Source organism: Streptomyces sp. NPDC001100 (genome assembly GCF_053598575.1).
Genome location: NZ_JBSFKO010000017.1, coordinates 157231 through 174498 on the forward strand (window position 1 = coordinate 157231; position 17268 = coordinate 174498).

The 17268-nt window shown below is 71.1% G+C and carries 12 protein-coding genes and 2 pseudogenes; 8 read left to right on the forward strand and 6 right to left on the reverse strand.

What is annotated here, in order from left to right:
• Positions 1-71: 71 nt before the first annotated feature.
• From ACWDEW_RS25270 to ACWDEW_RS25280, 3 genes are all read left to right on the forward strand, one after another.
• Positions 72-1154, forward strand: coding sequence for a sialidase family protein (locus tag ACWDEW_RS25270; protein WP_450515202.1), 1083 nt, complete (start codon positions 72-74; stop codon positions 1152-1154).
• A 101-nt stretch (positions 1155-1255) separates the two neighbouring features.
• On the forward strand, positions 1256-1984 hold the full coding sequence (npdG, locus tag ACWDEW_RS25275; RefSeq protein ID WP_450515204.1) for an NADPH-dependent F420 reductase: 729 nt from the start codon (positions 1256-1258) through the stop codon (positions 1982-1984).
• 81 nt (positions 1985-2065) lie between these two features.
• The gene (locus ACWDEW_RS25280) at positions 2066-2230 is read left to right on the forward strand and encodes a hypothetical protein (RefSeq protein WP_362981423.1); all 165 of its coding nucleotides are present in this window, start codon (positions 2066-2068) and stop codon (positions 2228-2230) included.
• A gap of 8 nt (positions 2231-2238) precedes the next feature.
• Here ACWDEW_RS25280 and ACWDEW_RS25285 read toward each other — a convergent pair whose 3' ends face one another.
• A complete protein-coding gene (locus ACWDEW_RS25285; protein WP_019067289.1) occupies positions 2239-3009 on the reverse strand; it encodes a site-2 protease family protein in 771 nt (256 codons plus the stop codon).
• A 233-nt stretch (positions 3010-3242) separates the two neighbouring features.
• Here ACWDEW_RS25285 and ACWDEW_RS25290 point away from each other — a divergent pair, with 233 nt between their 5' ends.
• Positions 3243-6971 (forward strand): AfsR/SARP family transcriptional regulator, encoded by a 3729-nt coding sequence (locus ACWDEW_RS25290; protein ID WP_450515206.1) that lies wholly within the window; start codon positions 3243-3245, stop codon positions 6969-6971.
• Between the two features lie 37 nt (positions 6972-7008).
• Here the strand turns inward: ACWDEW_RS25290 and ACWDEW_RS25295 are convergent, their stop codons facing one another.
• The 3 genes from ACWDEW_RS25295 to panB form a co-directional block, all read right to left on the reverse strand.
• Entirely contained in the window at positions 7009-7830 is an 822-nt protein-coding gene (locus ACWDEW_RS25295) for an ABC transporter permease (protein WP_450515208.1), read from the reverse strand.
• Entirely contained in the window at positions 7827-8846 is a 1020-nt protein-coding gene (locus ACWDEW_RS25300) for an ATP-binding cassette domain-containing protein (RefSeq protein ID WP_450515210.1), read from the reverse strand. The genes ACWDEW_RS25295 and ACWDEW_RS25300 overlap by 4 nt, the downstream gene beginning before the upstream one ends.
• 175 nt (positions 8847-9021) lie before the next feature.
• Positions 9022-9897 (reverse strand): 3-methyl-2-oxobutanoate hydroxymethyltransferase, encoded by an 876-nt coding sequence (panB, locus tag ACWDEW_RS25305; RefSeq protein WP_450515212.1) that lies wholly within the window; start codon positions 9895-9897, stop codon positions 9022-9024.
• A gap of 202 nt (positions 9898-10099) precedes the next feature.
• Here panB and ACWDEW_RS25310 point away from each other — a divergent pair, with 202 nt between their 5' ends.
• The 4 genes and pseudogenes from ACWDEW_RS25310 to ACWDEW_RS25325 all read left to right on the forward strand — a co-directional run bounded on the left by ACWDEW_RS25310 (position 10100) and on the right by ACWDEW_RS25325 (position 14963).
• Positions 10100-11689 carry an MFS transporter gene (locus ACWDEW_RS25310; RefSeq protein ID WP_450515214.1) on the forward strand — a complete coding sequence of 530 codons (1590 nt, stop codon included), beginning with the start codon at positions 10100-10102 and terminating at the stop codon, positions 11687-11689.
• Positions 11690-11742: 53 nt separating this feature from the next.
• Positions 11743-12402: a TetR/AcrR family transcriptional regulator gene (locus ACWDEW_RS25315; protein ID WP_450515216.1), complete on the forward strand. Its 660-nt coding sequence runs from the start codon at positions 11743-11745 to the stop codon at positions 12400-12402.
• Between the two features lie 282 nt (positions 12403-12684).
• A pseudogene (locus tag ACWDEW_RS25320) lies at positions 12685-13636 on the forward strand (endonuclease/exonuclease/phosphatase family protein).
• A 112-nt stretch (positions 13637-13748) separates the two neighbouring features.
• Positions 13749-14963 (forward strand): MFS transporter, encoded by a 1215-nt coding sequence (locus ACWDEW_RS25325; protein WP_450515218.1) that lies wholly within the window; start codon positions 13749-13751, stop codon positions 14961-14963.
• A 44-nt stretch (positions 14964-15007) separates the two neighbouring features.
• On the opposite strand, the pseudogene ACWDEW_RS25330 reads toward ACWDEW_RS25325, so the two are convergent.
• Together ACWDEW_RS25330 and ACWDEW_RS25335 are read right to left on the reverse strand one after the other, a co-directional pair.
• Positions 15008-15103 (reverse strand): annotated as a pseudogene (locus tag ACWDEW_RS25330) (IS5 family transposase); the annotation flags it as partial.
• Positions 15104-15203: 100 nt separating this feature from the next.
• A complete protein-coding gene (locus ACWDEW_RS25335; protein ID WP_450515220.1) occupies positions 15204-17243 on the reverse strand; it encodes an NAD(+) synthase in 2040 nt (679 codons plus the stop codon).
• Between the last annotated feature and the right edge of the window lie 25 nt (positions 17244-17268).

Sequence of the window (17268 nt, forward strand, 5' to 3'; positions counted from 1 at the left end):
ACCGCGAATTCGCCCGACTTGGGGAAGGTGCGGGCTCATCGGCCGCACGTCGTACGAGGAGAGCCACCCCCATGACGGACACCGCAGACGTCACCGTCCCCTTCCACGCCGGCCAAGGGGGCTGCGCGAGTTACCGGATCCCGGCGGTCGTGGTCTCCCGCGCCGGAACCCTCCTCGCGTTCTGCGAGGGCCGGGTCGCCTCCGCGAGCGACTACGGCCACATCGACATCGTCCTGCGCCGCTCCACGGACGGCGGCCGCGCCTGGGGCCCTCAGACCGTCGCCGCCGACAACGGCACCGACCTCGCGGGCAACCCGGCCCCCGTCGTCCTGGACACCGGCCGCATCCTGCTCGTCCACGTCCGCTCGGCCGCCGCCGCGAGCGAGGACGCCATCCTGCGCGGCAAGGTGAAGCCGGCCGACGGGCGGCGGGCGTGGGTGACGTACAGCGACGACGACGGAGTCACCTGGTCCAGCCCCAAGGAGATCACCGAGCAGGTGAAGAAGCCCGAGTGGCGCTGGTACGCCACCACGCCCGGGCACGCGATCCAGCTGAGCACCGGCCGCGTGGTCGTCCCCGGCAACCACACGATCCCGCCCGCCGGCACCGACGTCGGCAACGAGGCCAAGTACAACAGCGGCCACTGCCTGCTCAGCGACGACGGCGGCGAGACCTGGTCCCTCGGCTACGTCGACGAGAACACCGACGGCTACATCAACTGCAACGAGACCACCGCCGCCGAACTCCCCGACGGGCGCGTCTACTTCAACACCCGCAACGACTCCCCGTCCCCCGGCAACCGGGCCGACGCGTACTCCGAGGACGGCGGCAGGACCCTCGTCAAGCCGTTCCGCCCGCAGGCCGGCCTCGCCACCCCCGTCTGCGAGGGCAGCGTCCTCCAACTCCGCGACCCCGACGTGCTGTTGTACTCCGGCCCCGGCGATCCGGCCGCCCGCGCCCTGATGACCCTGCGCACCTCGGCCGACGGCGGCACCACCTGGCGCCCGGTGTTCACGGTCGACGGCCTGCCCGCCGCCTACTCCGACCTCGTCCGCGTCGACGACGACACGGTCGGACTCCTCTACGAGACCGGGGACTTCGGGGCGTACGAGACGATCACGTTCCGGCGCGTGCCGGTGAGCGACCTCGGCTGAGTGGGCGGGTGCCGGTCACGCTCCTCGGCTGAGCCGACGGGCGCCCGTGACGGACCTCACCTGAGCCGATCCGCAGGGGAAGGCGGACGTAAAGTCGGCCCATGACCTCTACCGACAGTGCTGCACAGACCCCCGCGACGCCCCCGGCGAAGGCCCCCGCCAAGGACCCGTGGGACCTCCCCGACGTCTCCGGACTGGTCGTCGGCGTGCTCGGCGGGACCGGGCCGCAGGGCAAGGGCCTCGCCTACCGGCTCGCCAAGGCCGGCCAGAAGGTGATCATCGGCTCCCGTGCCGCAGAGCGCGCGCAGGCCGCCGCCGACGAACTCGGCCACGGCGTCGAGGGCGCCGACAACGCGGAGACCGCGCGCCGCAGCGACATCGTGATCGTCGCCGTGCCCTGGGACGGCCACGGCAAGACCCTGGAGTCGCTGCGCGAGGAACTGGCCGGGAAGCTCGTCGTCGACTGCGTCAACCCGCTCGGCTTCGACAAGAAGGGCGCCTACGCGCTGAAGCCGGAGGAGGGCAGCGCCGCCGAACAGGCCGCCGCCCTGCTGCCGGACTCCCGGGTCGCCGCCGCCTTCCACCACCTGTCGGCCGTCCTGCTCATGGACACGGAGATCGACGAGATCGACACGGACGTCATGGTGCTGGGCGAGGAGCGCGCCGACGTCGAGATCGTGCAGGCGCTGGCCGGCCGTATCCCCGGCATGCGCGGGGTTTTCGCCGGGCGGCTGCGCAACGCCCACCAGGTGGAGTCCCTGGTCGCGAACCTGATCTCGGTCAACCGCCGCTACAAGGCACACGCGGGACTGCGCGTCACGGACGTCTGAGCGGGTGGGGGACACTGGTGGCGACCGACCAGCAGTGTCCCCCTTTGTTATGCCTTCGTTCTGCCGACAGGAGCCGATCCCATGCCGCGCCTCGCCGTCTACGCCCTCGTCGTCTGCCTGCTCGCCGTGGCGGCCGCGGTCGTCTCCTTCGTGGAGGGCAGCTGGATCGGCATCGTGTGGGTCCTGCTCGCGGGGCTGTCGTCCAACATGTGCTGGTACTACCTCAAGCGCGGCCGTGCGGCCTGAGACCTTTCCTAGCGCCAGAACTGGTAGAGGCTGTAGCCGTACGACGTCGCCCAGTCGCTGACGCCCAGGCCACGCAGGATCGCGTCGATCATGTCGAAGAACTCCCGGTTGATCGACGGAACCCACAGCAGCGCGAACACGAACAGCAGGCCGAACGGCGCGAACGGCTCGACCTGCCGCTTGATGTCGTTCGACAGCCAGGGCTCGATCACGCCGTAGCCGTCCAGGCCCGGCACCGGCAGGAAGTTCAGGATCGCCGCGGTGACCTGGAGCAGGGCCAGGAAGGCCAGCGCGTACTGGAACTCGGCCGGCACCCCGTCGAGGGCGTGCAGCCAGAACGGGGCCGTGCAGACCGCCGCGAACAGTACGTTCGTCAGCGGGCCCGCCGCCGAGATCAGGCTGTGCTTCCAGCGGCCGTGGATGCGGCCCCGCTCGATGAACACCGCGCCGCCCGGCAGCCCGATGCCGCCCATGATGACGAAGATCACCGGCAGCACGATGCTGAGCAGCGCGTGCGTGTACTTCAGCGGGTTGAGGGTCAGATAGCCCTTCGAGCCGATCGAGATGTCGCCGCTGTGCAGCGCGGTGCGGGCGTGCGCGTACTCGTGCAGACACAGGGAGACGATCCAGGCGGCCGTCACGAACAGGAACACGGCGATGCCCGGCTTCTCGGCGAACCCGGTCCAGGTGGCCCAGCCGGTCACCGCCGTGACGGCCAGGATCCCGAGGAAGACGGGACTGATCCGCCGGTCGCTCGGGCGGGTGGTGGTGGCGGTCATGGGGGTGGGCTCCCTGCTGGGGGTCGGTGGATCGCGCGAAGCCCGACGGTACCGGGCACTGGGGGAAAACGTCTCGCGGGTGGCCACCGGTTCCGGGGAAGGTGGGCGCATGGGACTCTGGCACGCGATCCGCGACCCCGTCACCCCCCCACTCAGGGGTGGTGGCTCGCCTACGCCGTGCCCGGCGCCGCGCCGCCCCAACCCCGTGACCGCTTCCGTCGCCACCAGAGACAATGGACCCCGTGCGCTATCGCATTCTCGGCACCACCCAGGCACTCCGCCCCGACGGCACACCCGTCCCGGTCGGCGGGGCGCGGCTGCGCGCCCTGCTCACCGTGCTCGCCCTGCGGCCCGACCGGGCCGTGCCCGCGAGCTTCCTGGTGGACGAGGTGTGGGGCGCCGACCCGCCCGCCGACGCGACGGGCGCGCTGCAGGCCCTGGTGGGCAGGTTGCGCCGGGCACTGGGCGCGGACGCGATCGCCTCCACGGAGAGCGGCTACCGGCTGGCCGTCGCCGCCGACGACATCGACCTGCACCGTTTCGAGCGGCTGACCGGTGAGGGGCTGCGGGCGCTGGCCGACAGCAACCCCGCGAAGGCGGCCGAGGCCCTGGACGACGCGCTGGCCCTGTGGACCGGCCCGGCCCTCGCGGACCTCCCCGACCGCACGGCCGAGGCGGCCCGCTGGGAGACCCGCCACCTCGACGCCCGCCGCGCCCGCCTGACGGCGGCCCTGGCCCTGGGCGACGCGGACACCGCCCTCCCCGAACTGACCGCCCTCTGCGACACCCACCCCCTCGACGAACCCCTCCAGTCCCTCCGCCTCCAGGCCCTCCGCGCCACCGGCCGCACGGCGGAGGCACTGGCCGCCTACGAAGACGTACGACAACTCCTCGCGGACCGACTCGGCTCCGACCCGGGCCCCGAACTGCGGGCGCTGCACGGGGAGTTGCTCAGTCCAGGTGACGCCGGACCAGGCGGCATCGGCACGGGATCCGGAGGGCTCGGCGGTCGCGCCGGGGGCGCCGCATCTGGCGGGTACTCCGGTCCGGGTGGGTCGGGTTCGCGCTTCGGCCCGGGTGGGTCGGGTACGCGCTTCCGTTCCGGTGTGTCGGGCGGCTACTCCGGTTCCGACGGATCGGACGGGTACTCCGGTCCCGATGGGTCGGGCACGCACGCCGGTTCCGATGGATCCGGCGCGCACTCCGGTCCCGGCGGAGCCGGTGGGTACTCCGGTCCCGATGGATCCGGCGCGCACTACGGCCCCGGCGGACCCGGCGCGTACGCAGGTCCCGGTGGGGCCGGTGCCCATGACCGTCACCGCCCCGGTGGACCGGGCGACGGCAACGCACCCGGGGGGCACGGCGAGTTCGCCGGTGGCGCCGATACCGGCCGGCCGGTCTCCACTCCCGCTCCTGCTCCCGCGGCCCACGACCTCACCGCTCCGCCCCCTGGCAACCTCCGCGCCCGCCTCACCTCCTTCGTCGGCCGGGAGGCCGACATCGAGGCCATCCGCGGGGACATCGCGGCGGCCCGGCTGGTGACCTTGCTCGGGCCCGGCGGGGCGGGAAAGACACGACTGTCGCAGGAGGCCGCCGAGCGGGTGCGGTACGCGTCGCGGGACGGCGTGTGGCTGGCCGAACTCGCCCCCGTCGACGACCCCGAGGCCGTACCGGAGGCCGTGCTCACCGCCCTCGGGGCGCGCGAGACCGTGATGTACGGCGCCGGCGCCGAGGCGATCCGGGCCGCCGGGGGAGACCGGCACGACGATCCCGTGGAGCGGCTCGCCGAACACTGCGGCCGCCGCCGGATGCTGATCGTCCTCGACAACTGCGAGCACGTCGTGGACGCCGCCGCCCGCCTCGTGGAGGCCCTGCTGGAGCGCTGCCCCGAGCTCACCGTGCTCGCCACCAGCCGCGAACCCCTGGGCGTACCGGGGGAGTTGCTGCGCCCGGTGGAGCCACTGCCCGACCCCGTCGCGCTACGGCTGCTCGCCGAGCGGGGCGCGGCGGCCCGGCCGGGGTTCTCGGTCGAGGACGACATCGAGGCCTGCGCCGAGATCTGCCGGCGCCTCGACGGAATGCCGCTGGCCATCGAGCTGGCGGCCGCCCGGCTACGGATGTTGACGCCGCGTCAGATCGCCGACCGGCTCGACGACCGCTTCCGGCTGCTCACCTCTGGCAGCCGTACGCTGCTGCCCCGCCAGCAGACCCTGCGCGCCGTCGTCGACTGGTCCTGGGACCTGCTCGACGCGGACGAACGGGACGTGCTGAGCATCCTGTCCGTCTTCGCCGGCGGCTGCGACCTCGCCGCCGCCGAGGCCGTGTGCGGACCCGTCGCGTTCGAGACGCTCGGCGCCCTCGTCGACAAGTCCCTTGTCGTGGCGGCCCCTTCGGGCGAGGGAGAGATGCGCTACCGGCTCCTGGAGACCGTCGCCGAGTACGCGGGCGAACGGCTCGCCGAGTCCGGCCGCCGCCCCGCCGCCGAGCGCGCCCATCTGACGTACTACCGCGAACTCGCCCGCACCACCGACCCGTTGCTGCGCGGCCCCGGCCAACTCGCCGCAGTGGAGCGGCTGGAGCGCGAGTACGAGAACCTCCGCACCGCCCTGCGGCACGCCGTCGCCGAGCGCGACGAGCAGGAGGCTCTCTGTCTCGTCCTGTCGCTGGTCTGGTACTGGCAGATGCGCGACGTCCGCATCGAGGCCCGCAACTGGTGCGTCGAGGTCATGGCGCTGGGCCCCGACCCCTTCGCGGCCCCCGTCCAGCGCGCCGCCCCGGTCTGGCAGCGCTGCACCGACGTGCCGCCCCCGCTCACCGGAGAACTCCTCGCCGAGGCCCGGCGCGGCCTCCATCTCGCCCATCTGGCCTGTATGGACACGGAGTTGGACGCCTGGGAGGCGCCGGCGGCGAAGGAGAAGCTGGGCCTCATCGCCCAGGTCTACGAACCGGGCCTGCCGCAGACCTGCCGTACGCCCGGCATGTTCTGGTTCTTCGCCGTGATGCTGAGCGGCAGCGTGCAGCGGCTGCCCGAGATCCTCGACGCCGACGTCCACACCTGCCGCTCCAACCCCGGCATGGAGTGGGAGCTCGCGACCGTTCTCCAGATGCGCGCCAACATGCTCGCCAACCGCACCGACTGGGCGGGCGACGCGGCCCGGGACGCCGACGAGTCGCTGGAGATCTTCCTTCGCCTCGGTGACATCTGGGGCGTCGCCGAGGCGCTCTCCGCCCGCGCCGAGGCCCGGGAGCGCATTGGCCAGTACCGGCTCGCCGCCACCGACTACGAGGCCGCGATCGAGCACGCCGAACGGCTCGGCGCCCACGGGCAGACGGCCGTGCTCGGCGCCCGGCTGGGCAGTGTGCTCATCGAGGAGGGCGAGTTCGAACGCGGCGAGCGCATCCTGCGCGAGGTGATCGACCGGCCGCACGGCGCGAGCAGCGAGGCGATGCCCGCTGCCCGGATGTTCCTCGCGAGCCGCCTCGCCATGGCCGGCCGGATCCCGGAGGCGCGCGAGGAACTGCGCCTGCTGCGCGAGGAGTTCCACATCGCGCACTTCGTCGTCTTCGACGCGTTCATCCTCGGCTCGGAGGCCTGGGTGGCGGCGCTCGACGGCGAGTACGAGGAGTCCCTGGACAAGATCCGCAAGGCGCTGAAGCGGGCCGGCGACCCGCTGTCCGAGACCATCGCCCCGCACATGACCTCGCTGTACCTGGGGATCGCCGCGGTCGCCCTCACCGAGTTCGACGGCGGCGGGCGGGCCCGCGACGGCGTCCGCTGCCTCGTCGCGGCGAAGGCGCTGCTGCCCCCGGGGCATGTCCCGACCTACATGGAACGCGAGGTCTACCGCCAGGCCGAACTGCACGCGCGCGGCAGGCTCGGCGAAGCGGCCTACGAGGAGTGCGCGGCCGGGTACGCCGAAGGCGGCGGCCTCTCCGCGAAGGAGGCCGCCGCCCTGGTGTGAGCCGGCACGAACCCGCTGGGACGGGACGCACTGCCGGTCAGGTCTTGGTGCGGAACTTGTAGATGGAGATCGGCGCCATCACCGCGGTGAGCCCCACCGACCAGGCGAGCGTCAGCAAGGTGCCGTGGGCGACCGGGCCGCCCACCATCAGCCCGCGGGCCGCGTCCGCCAGGGCGGAGAGCGGGTTGTAGTCGGTGAAGTTCTGCAGCCAGCCCGGCATCGAACCGGTCGGCGCGAAGATCGACGAGCCGAACTGCAGCGGCATCAGCACCAGGAAGCCCATGGCCTGCACGGACTGCGCGGACTTCATGGTCACGCCGAGGGTGAGGAACACCCACATCAGGGCCGAGCCGAACACCGCGGACAGCCCGATCGCGGCGAACATGCCGAGCCAGTGGTGGATGTGGAAGCCGACGAGGACACCGACGACCATCAGCACGGCGGACGCGAGCAGCATTCGCATCATCTCGACCGAGATCTTGGCGATCAGCACCGAGGCCCGCCCGATGGGCAGCGACCGGAACCGGTCCATGACCCCGGTGTGGAAGTCGGTGTTGAAGCCGGTGCCCACCCCCTGGGCCATGTTCATGCCCATCATGGCGAGCAGCCCGGGCACGACGTACTGCACGTACGCCTCCTGCCCGCCGCCGAGCGACTGCCCGATCGAGCCGCCGAAGACGTACACGAACAGCAGCGTGAAGATGACCGGGAACAGGATGGCGTCGAACATCGACTCCGGGTCCTGCCGGATCCACAGCAGATTGCGCCGGATCAGGGCGCCGGTGTGGCGCAGGTGGTTGCGCAGCGGGATACGGGGGTCCGACGCGACCGCGCCGGGGTTCACGGCGACGGCGCTCATACGGCGACCTCCTCGCGGTCGGGGGTGGGCACGGAGTCCTGCGGGGCGCTGGCGCGGTGACCCGTGAGAGACAGGAACACCTCGTCCAGGCTGGGCAGTTCGGTGGTGATGGAGGCGATGGTGAGGCCGCGGGCGCTCACCGCGCTTACCACGGCGGTCAGTTGCTCGTCGCTGAGGATCGGCACCAGGACCGTGCCGCTCTCCACGTCGACCGTGACGGTGGCCAGGCCGGTGATGCCCAGCTCGTCCAACGCGCGGGCCAGTGGCCGCAGTTGCAGCGGATCGGTCGGCCGGATGCGCAATGCCCGTCCGCCGACCTTCGCCTTCAGCTCGTCGATCCCGCCGTTCGCGATGACCTTGCCGTGGTCCACCACGGTCAGCTCGGAGGCGAGCGCCTCGGCCTCCTCCATGTACTGGGTGGTGAGCAGTACGGTCACGCCGTCGCCGACCATGGACCGCACCTCGTCCCACACCTCCATGCGGGTGCGCGGGTCCAGACCGGTGGTCGGTTCGTCGAGGAACAGCACCTGCGGGTGCCCGATCATCGAGGCGGCCAGGTCGAGCCGGCGCCGCATACCGCCGGAGTACGTACTGGCGGGGCGCTTGGCGGCCTCCGTCAGCGAGAACCGCTCCAGCAGTTCGTCGGCGCGGGCGCGGGCGTCCTTGCGGGACAGGTCCAGCAGCCGCCCGATCATGTAGAGGTTCTCCCACCCGGGGAGCTTCTCGTCCACGGAGGCGTACTGGCCGGTGAGGCCTATCACCCGGCGCAGCTGGCGGGGCTGGCGCAGGACGTCGTAGCCGGCGACGGATGCCTCGCCGGCGGTCGGGGCGAGCAGCGTGGACAGGATGCGTACGAGGGTGGTCTTGCCGGCACCGTTCGGTCCGAGCACACCCATCACGGTGCCCTCGCGGACGTCCAGGTCGACGCCGTCCAGCGCCTTGGTCTCGCCGTAGTGCTTGACCAGCCCCCGCACGGTCACTGCCGTGCCGCTGGGAGTGTTGTCGATTCGCGTCATGCCGATGACAGTGCCAGCGTCTGCCGACAGAACACCGACATCCCACCGACAGCCGCCGACAGATGACCGACGGCTGGCGCACAGGCCCTGGGGGCTCCGCCCCCAGCTACGGGGCAGCCCCGCCGACGGGGGAAGATCGGCGGGGCTGCATGGTGCCGCAGTGGCTCTGAACCGCTCAGTGAACGGAGTGCTCCTCCAGCGGGAACGTCCCGCCGACCACGTCCTCCGCGAACGCCTTCGCCGCGCTGCCCATGACCTCACGCAGATTGGCGTACTGCTTCACGAACTTCGGCATCCGACCGCCCGTAAGCCCCAACATGTCGGTCCACACCAGGACTTGGGCATCGGTCTCGGCCCCCGCCCCGATCCCGACGGTGGGAATGTGCAGCACCCGAGTCACCTCGGCGGCCAACTCCGCCGGCACCAGCTCAAGAACCACCGCGAACGCCCCCGCGTCCTGCACGGACTTGGCGTCCCGGAGCAACTGCTGGGCGGCCTCCTCGCCACGCCCCTGCACGCGGTACCCCATCGCGTTCACGGACTGCGGGGTCAGCCCGATGTGCGCCATCACCGGGATACCGGACTCGACAAGGAGCCGGATCTGTTCGTGCGACCGCTCGCCGCCCTCCAGCTTCACCGCACCGACCCCGGCCTCCTTCACCAGCCGGGTCGCCGAGCGCAGCGCCTGCACCGGCCCCTCCTGGTAGGACCCGAAGGGCAGATCGCCCACGATCAACGCCCGCTGCGTGCCGCGCACGACCGCGGCGGACAGCATGGTCATCTCGTCCATCGTGACGGGCACGGTCGACTCGTACCCGAGGTGGCAGTTGCCCGCCGAGTCGCCGACGAGCATGACCGGGATCCCGGCCTCGTCGAAGACGGACGCGGTCATCGCGTCGTAGGCGGTGAGCATGGGCCACTTCTCGCCGCGTTCCTTGGCGAGAGCGATGTCGCGAACGGTGATGCGGCGTGTGCCCTTGCCTCCGTACAGCGCCTTGCTGCCGTCGGAGGAGCTGGTCTTCCCAGGCTGGGCAGCCGAAAGCTGCGTCATTGCAACGGCTCCTTCAGTCATCTCGAGGCACCCTCACGGTGTCCCCGGATCTCCTCCATGGTGGCACCTCGTGCCACTGAGGGCCAGAGGGACCCCCGTCACCCGCATCACGTCCGAGCGGTACGTAAGGTCTGAGTAAAAGATTTACGATACGGCACGGTCTCGTATCGGAATTCGCCCGAAGCTCCCTAGTCTGGACCGCATGACCACTCCACCCGTCCCGGGCACCCGGATACCCGAAGCGGTGCACCGTCGTCGCTGGGCCATCCTCGGCGTGCTGATGCTGAGCCTGCTGATCGTGGTGCTCGACAACTCGATCCTCAACGTCGCCATCAAGACCATCTCCACCCCGGCCCCGACCGGCCTGGGCGCGACACAGAGCGAGCTGGAGTGGGCGATCAACGCCTACACCCTCGTCTTCGCCGGCCTGCTGTTCACCGCCGGCCTCCTCGGTGACCGGCTGGGCCGCAAGAAGGTCCTGCTCGGCGGTCTCCTCGTGTTCGGCATCGGCTCCGCGCTGGCCGCCGAGTCCGGCTCGCCCGACCAGCTCATCGGCTTCCGGGCCCTGATGGCGCTCGGCGCGGCCTTCGTGATGCCCGCCACCCTCGCCGTCCTCATGAACGTCTTCGAGCGCGAGGAGCAGCCCAAGGCCATCGGCATCTGGGCCGGCGGCGTCGGCCTCGCCATCGCGATCGGCCCGATCACCGGCGGCGTCCTCCTCGACCACTTCTGGTGGGGCTCGGTCTTCCTGATCAACGTGCCGATCGTGCTGATCGCGCTCGCCCTGATGATCTGGCTGGTCCCCGACTCCCGCGACCCGAAGCCCGGCCGCCTCGACCCGGTCGGCGTCGTCCTGTCCGTCGTAGGCCTCGTCCTGCTCGTCTACGGCATCATCGAGGGCGGCGAACTGGCCGACTTCACGGCGCCCAAGGTGCTGTCGACGATCCTCGCCGGTGTCGCGGTCCTTGCCGGGTTCGTCTGGTTCGAGAAGCGCAGCGACCACCCGTCGATCGATGTCACGTACTTCAAGAACAAGGTGTTCTCGGCCGCGATCGCCGCCATCGCGCTGGTCTTCTTCGCGCTGATGGGCGTGACCTTCTTCTCGGTCTTCTACACCCAGAGCGTGCGCGGCTACTCGCCGCTGCAGACCGGTCTGCTGATGCTGCCGCTGGCCGCCGCGCAGATGATCTTCGCGCCGCGCGCCCGGCTGGTCGTCGACCGCTTCGGCAACCGGATCACCACCGGCGTCGGCCTGCTGCTGCTCGCCGGTATGCTCGCCGCCTTCGCGACCCTCAAGGCGGACACGCCGATCTGGATCCTGGAGATCATCTTCTTCCTCATGGGCGCGGGCATGGCCCACGTCATGACCCCGACCAGCGTCGTCATCATGCAGGCCCTGCCGCGCGAGAAGGCGGGCTCCGCGTCCGCGCTGAGCAACACCTTCCGCCAGGTCGGCGGCGCGCTCGGCATCGCCGTACTCGGCTCGGTGCTCTCCACCGCCTACCGCAACGGCATCGAGGGCAAGCTCGGCTCGGTGCCGGCCGCCCTCCGCGACACGGCCGGCGAGTCCATCGAGGCCACCCTCGGTGTCGCCGCGAAGCTCGGCCCGCAGGGCAGGGCCCTGGTCGGCCCGGCCAACGACGCCTTCCTGCACGCCATGCACGTCACCGCCCTGTGCGGCGCGGGCGTAGCGGTCGTAGGAGCGGTGGTCGCCTTCCTCTTCCTGCCCGGAAGGCCGACGGCCCGTCAGGAGGGCAAGGAAGAACAGGAGTTGGTCGTCGTCGGCGAATAGGGACGACAATCGGCACAGACGCGGTCGGGGGGACAACGAAGGGACGGAGCGAAGTGAGCCTTGCCGACAACGGCACCGAACACGGCACCGACAGCGGAACTCGGCAGTGCGCCCCGACCAGGGGACGCCCGCGCAGCGAGGCCGTCGAACGCGCCATCACGGAGGGCGTGATGAAGCTCCTGGAGGAAGGCGTGCCCCTGGCCGAACTCTCCATCGAGCGCATCGCCCGCACCGCCGGTGTCGGCAAGGCCACCATCTACCGCCGCTGGCCGGGCAAGGAGGAACTCTTCGTCGACGTCGTCCGCGACGCCGAACCGGACGACCCCGAACTGCCCGGTACCTCCCTGCGCGACGACCTCGTCGCGATGACGGAACAGCTGCGCCAGCGCGGCCTGATGACCCGCTCCTCTGCCCTCCTGCACAACGTGTACGCGCAGATGAAGAGCGCCCCGAAGGTGTGGACCGCCTACCACGCCACCGTCGTGGAACCCCGCCGCCGCAAGCAGGTCGAACTGCTGCGCCGGGCCCAGGAGAACGGCGAACTCCGCACCGACCTCGACCCGGAGCTGATGAACGACATGCTGGTCGGCCCGATGCTCCTGCGCACCGTCATGCGCGCCGACGCCGACCTCCCCGAGGGACTGTCCGAACTCCTCGTCGACACCGTGCTGGTGGCCCTGCGCCCGGCCGGTTCCCAGGCCGATCCGGCCTGAGCCCGTATGTGCGCGTCTCGTCACAAGCGCGCCCTGCGGGCCGGTATCCGGAACCCACGGCGGCGACTTGTTCGTCCTCGTCCCCGTACGGCCGTCATGGGACGGCGGATCGGAACCGATCATCCCCTAGGGTCGTAGGCGCGGGGACGATGGTGTGCACGGCAGGTAGTGAGGCGACGGTATGGCACAGCAGGCGTATGTGGCGGAGACGGACGACGGCGGCTCGGGGAACCAGCCGCGCGGAAACCGACTTCGGCGCCTGCGGAACAGACTGTTCGACGGTTGGCGGGGCGACCGGAGGATCTGGCGCCGGGGTCTGATCCTCGCCGCGCTGGCGGTCGTCCTGGCCCTCGTCATGCTGCTGCACTCACGCATCCCGAACCGGATCGGCAACCTGGGCAGCCTCACGGAGACCTTCCTGCCCTGGTTCGGGATCGCGATCCCGCTCCTGCTGGTCCTCGCCCTGGTCCGCAAGTCGGCGACCGCGCTGATCGCCGTCGTACTCCCGGCGGTCGTCTGGCTGAACCTCTTCGGCGGACTGCTGCTCACCGACAAGACCGGCACGGGCGGCGACCTGACCGTGGCCACGCACAACGTCAACGCCGACAATCCCGACCCGGCCGGTACGGCCCGTGACGTGGCCGCGTCCGGCGCGGACATCGTCGCCCTGGAGGAGCTGACGGCCTCGGCGGTCCCGACGTACGAGAAGGCGCTCGCGTCGACGTACAAGTACCACGCGGTCGAGGGCACGGTCGGCCTGTGGAGCAAGGACCCGATGACCGGCGTCCAGGCCGTCGACATAAAGCTGGGCTGGACCCGCGCGATGCGCGCCACCATCACCACCCCCGAGGGACGGATCGCGGTCTACGTCGCCCATCTCCCCTCGGTGCGGGTGAAGCTCGAAGCCGGCTTCACCGCCCGGCAGCGCGACACGAGCGCGGACGCGCTCGGCGAGGCCATCGCCGCCGAGCCGCTGAAGCGGAAGATCCTCCTCGGCGACCTCAACGGCACGATGAACGACCGCTCGCTGAACGCCGTCACCTCCCAGATGCGCTCCACCCAGGGTGCGGCGGGCGACGGCTTCGGGTTCAGCTGGCCGGCCTCGTTCCCGATGGCGCGGATCGACCAGATCATGGTCCAGGGCGTGGAACCGGTGACCTCGTGGACCCTGCCCAGGACGGGCAGCGACCACCTCCCGATCGCGGCCCGTGTGAACCTGGACACGAGCTCTTAACCTCGTGGAATAGCGGGCCTGGGAGTCTTTGTTCCGTAACTGAACTTAACCTGGTCGGTACGAACTCCGCTCTCCCTCGATCCGCTCTCCCTCGAAAGGCACAGGCACCTCCATGCCCCTGGCCCTGCTCGCTCTGGCCGTCGGCGCTTTTGGTATAGGCACCACCGAATTCGTGATCATGGGCCTGCTGCCCGAGGTCGCGGACGACCTCCACGTCTCGATCCCCACGGCGGGACACCTGGTCTCGGCGTACGCGCTGGGCGTCGTCATCGGCGCCCCGCTCCTCGCGGCCGTCACCGCCCGCATGTCCCGCCGCACGGTCCTGATCGCCCTGATGGTCCTGTTCGTGGCGGGCAACGCCCTCTCGGCCTTCGCGACGAACTACGACTACCTCCTCGCCGCCCGCTTCCTGAGCGGCCTGCCGCACGGCGCCTTCTTCGGCGTGGGAGCGGTAGTGGCTACGACGATGGTCGCCCCCGAACGCAAGGCGCGCTCCGTCTCGCTGATGTTCCTGGGCCTCACGGTCGCCAACATCGTGGGCGTACCCGCGGCCACACTGATGGGCCAACACCTGGGCTGGCGGGCCACGTTCCTCGCGGTGAGCATGATCGGCGTAGCGGCGACAGCATCGCTGGCCCTCCTGATCCCGCACGACCACGCACACGCCCCGGCGGTGGGCCTGCGCCGCGAGATGGCGGCGCTGAAGTCCCTCCCGGTCTGGCTGGCCCTGGGCACGACAGTGGCGGGCTTCGGCGCGCTCTTCTCGGCCTACAGCTACATCACCCCGATGCTCACGGAAGCGGCGGGCTTCGCCGACGGCAGCGTGACACTGCTGCTGGCGCTGTTCGGCGTGGGCGCGACGGCAGGCAACCTGGTGGGCGGCCGCCTGGCGGACCACTCGCTCCGTGGCACGCTCTTCGGCGGCCTGCTGTCCCTGGCCGCGGTCCTGGCCCTCTTCCCCCTCCTGATGACCACGGAGTGGAGCGCGGCACTCGCGGTCGTCCTGCTGGGCGTGGCGGCGTTCGTGACGGGCTCCCCGCTCCAACTGATGGTGATGGAAAAGGCGTCGGCGGGCCCGTCCCTGGCGTCCTCCGCGAACCAGGCGGCCTTCAACCTGGCCAACGCGGGCGGCGCCTGGATCGGTGGTCTCGCCCTTGCCGCAGGCTTCGGCGCTACGTCACCTGCGGTGGCCGGCGCGGTGTTGGCGGTACTGGGGTTGGGAGTTGCCGCCACGGCGTGGAGTGTCGACCGGCGTCGTTCGGTACCGGGGCGGGAACGTGTGGTCGCGGCTCACGTCCCCGAACAGACACCGGTGCTGCACCCCTGACTTCGCCCGCCCGCCGACCCGTCTCGGTCGGCTGGGAGGCCGTTTCATCCCTGGATGCGGCTGTGGTGTGCTGGTGTCGTGTCCCGCCAGGAGATGGTGTTCTCTCCAGTGAGGCGGCGGGCCATCAGGTCGGTCATGGCTTCGGAGTGGTGCGGGTGGTTCGCACCCCACCCCCCGGAACGACGCCGTGCGTCCCCGCTTACCGCCGACCTTCGGAAGCCAGGGCCGCCGACGACCAGCTCACTGGTCGAACCGCGCCAGATCCCGCAGCCAAGCCGTGGCCGACCCGTCCGAAGGAGCCCGCCAGTCCCCCCGGGGCGACAACGAACCCCCCGCCGAAACCTTGGGTCCATTGGGCATCGCCGACCGCTTGAACTGCGCGAACCCGAAGAACCGCCGACAGAACACCTCCAGCCAGGACCGGATCTCCGGCAGGTCGTACGCGACCCGCTTCGCCTCCGGGAACCCGGGCGGCCAGGCCCCCGCCTCCACCTCGTGCCACGCGTGCCACGCCAGGAAGGCGATCTTCGACGGGCGGAAGCCGTAGCGCAGGACGTGGAACAGGGTGAAGTCGTGCAGGGCGTACGGGCCGATCTTCGACTCCGTGGACTGCATCTCCTCGCCGGGCACCAGCTCCGGGCTGATCTCCGTGTCGAGGATCGCGGTGAGGATCTTGCCGGTCTCCTCGTCGAACTGGTCGCTGCTCACCACCCAGCGGATCAGGTGCTGGATCAGGGTCTTCGGTACGCCGGAGTTGACGTTGTAGTGGCTCATCTGGTCGCCGACGCCGTACGTCGACCAGCCCAGCGCCAGTTCCGACAGGTCGCCCGTGCCCAGCACGATGCCGTTGCGCTGGTTGGCGAGGCGGAACAGGTAGTCCGTGCGCAGGCCCGCCTGCACGTTCTCGAAGGTGATGTCGTACACCGGCTCGCCGGAGGCGAAGGGGTGGCCCATCTCCTTCAGCATGAGGCGTGCCGTGGGCGTGATGTCGAGTTCCGCCGCCGTGACGCCGATCGCCCGCATCAGCGCGTGCGCGTTGTCCTTCGTGTGGTCGCTGGTCGCGAAACCGGGCAGCGTCCAGGCCAGGATGTCGCTGCGCGGACGGCCCGCGCGGTCCATCGCCCGCGCGGCGACGATCAGCGCGTGCGTCGAGTCCAGGCCGCCCGACACCCCGATGACGACCTTCGGGCCGCCGATCGCCGCGAGCCGCTGCTGCAGGCCCTCGACCTGGATGTTGTACGCCTCGTAGCAGTCCTGCGCGAGCCGCTCCGCGTCGGCCGGCACGAACGGGAAGCGTTCCAGGCGCCGCCGCAGCCCCAAGTCACCCAGGGGCGGCGCGAGTTCGAAGTCCACCGTGCGGAAGTCCGACGTCCTCGCCCGGTGCGTACGGCGGTTGTCGTCGAACGTGCCCATCCGCTGCCGCTCCTGCCGCAGCAGGTCGAGGTCGACGTCGGCCACCGCGTACTCGTCGCCCAGCGGGAAGCGGTCGGTCTCGGCCAGCAGTGCGCCGTTCTCGTAGATCATCGCCTGGCCGTCCCAGGACAGGTCGGTGGTCGACTCGCCGAGGCCGGCCGCCGCGTAGACGTACGCGGCGAGGCAACGCGCGGACCCCGAGCGGCAGAGCAGTTTGCGGTCCTCGGCGCGGCCGACCGTGATCGGGCTGCCGGAGAGGTTCACGAGGACCGTGGCGCCCGCCAGGGCGGCCTCGGCGCTCGGCGGTACCGGCACCCACATGTCCTCGCAGATCTCCGCGTGGAGCACGAGGGACGGGACGTCCCGCGCCGCGAACAACAGGTCCACGCCGAACGGGACTTCGACCCCGCCGACGCGGATCGACCCGCCGCGCTCGTCGGCGCCGTCGGCGATCTGGCGGCGCTCGTAGAACTCGCGGTAGTTCGGCGGGTACGACTTCGGTACGACGCCCAGGATCCGGCCCCGGTGCACCAGCACCGCGCAGTTGTAGATCCGGTTGCGGTGGCGCAGCGGGGCGCCGACGACCAGCACCGGGAGCAGGTCCGCGGACCCCGTCACCACGTCCCGCAGCGCCTCCTCGACCTGGTCGAGCAGCGCGTCCTGGAGCAGCAGGTCCTCGATGGAGTAGCCGCACAGGCCCATCTCCGCGAAGACGGCGACGGCCACGCCCTCCTCGTCGCACCGGCGGGCGTGGCGCATGACGGCTTCGGCGTTGGCGTGCGGGTCCGCGATCACGGTGTGGCCCGTGCAGGCGGCGACGCGGGCGAAGCCGTGCTGATAGATCGACCAGAAGTTCAGTGGAGGCACGGGTCCACTGTAATCGTCAGTGAGA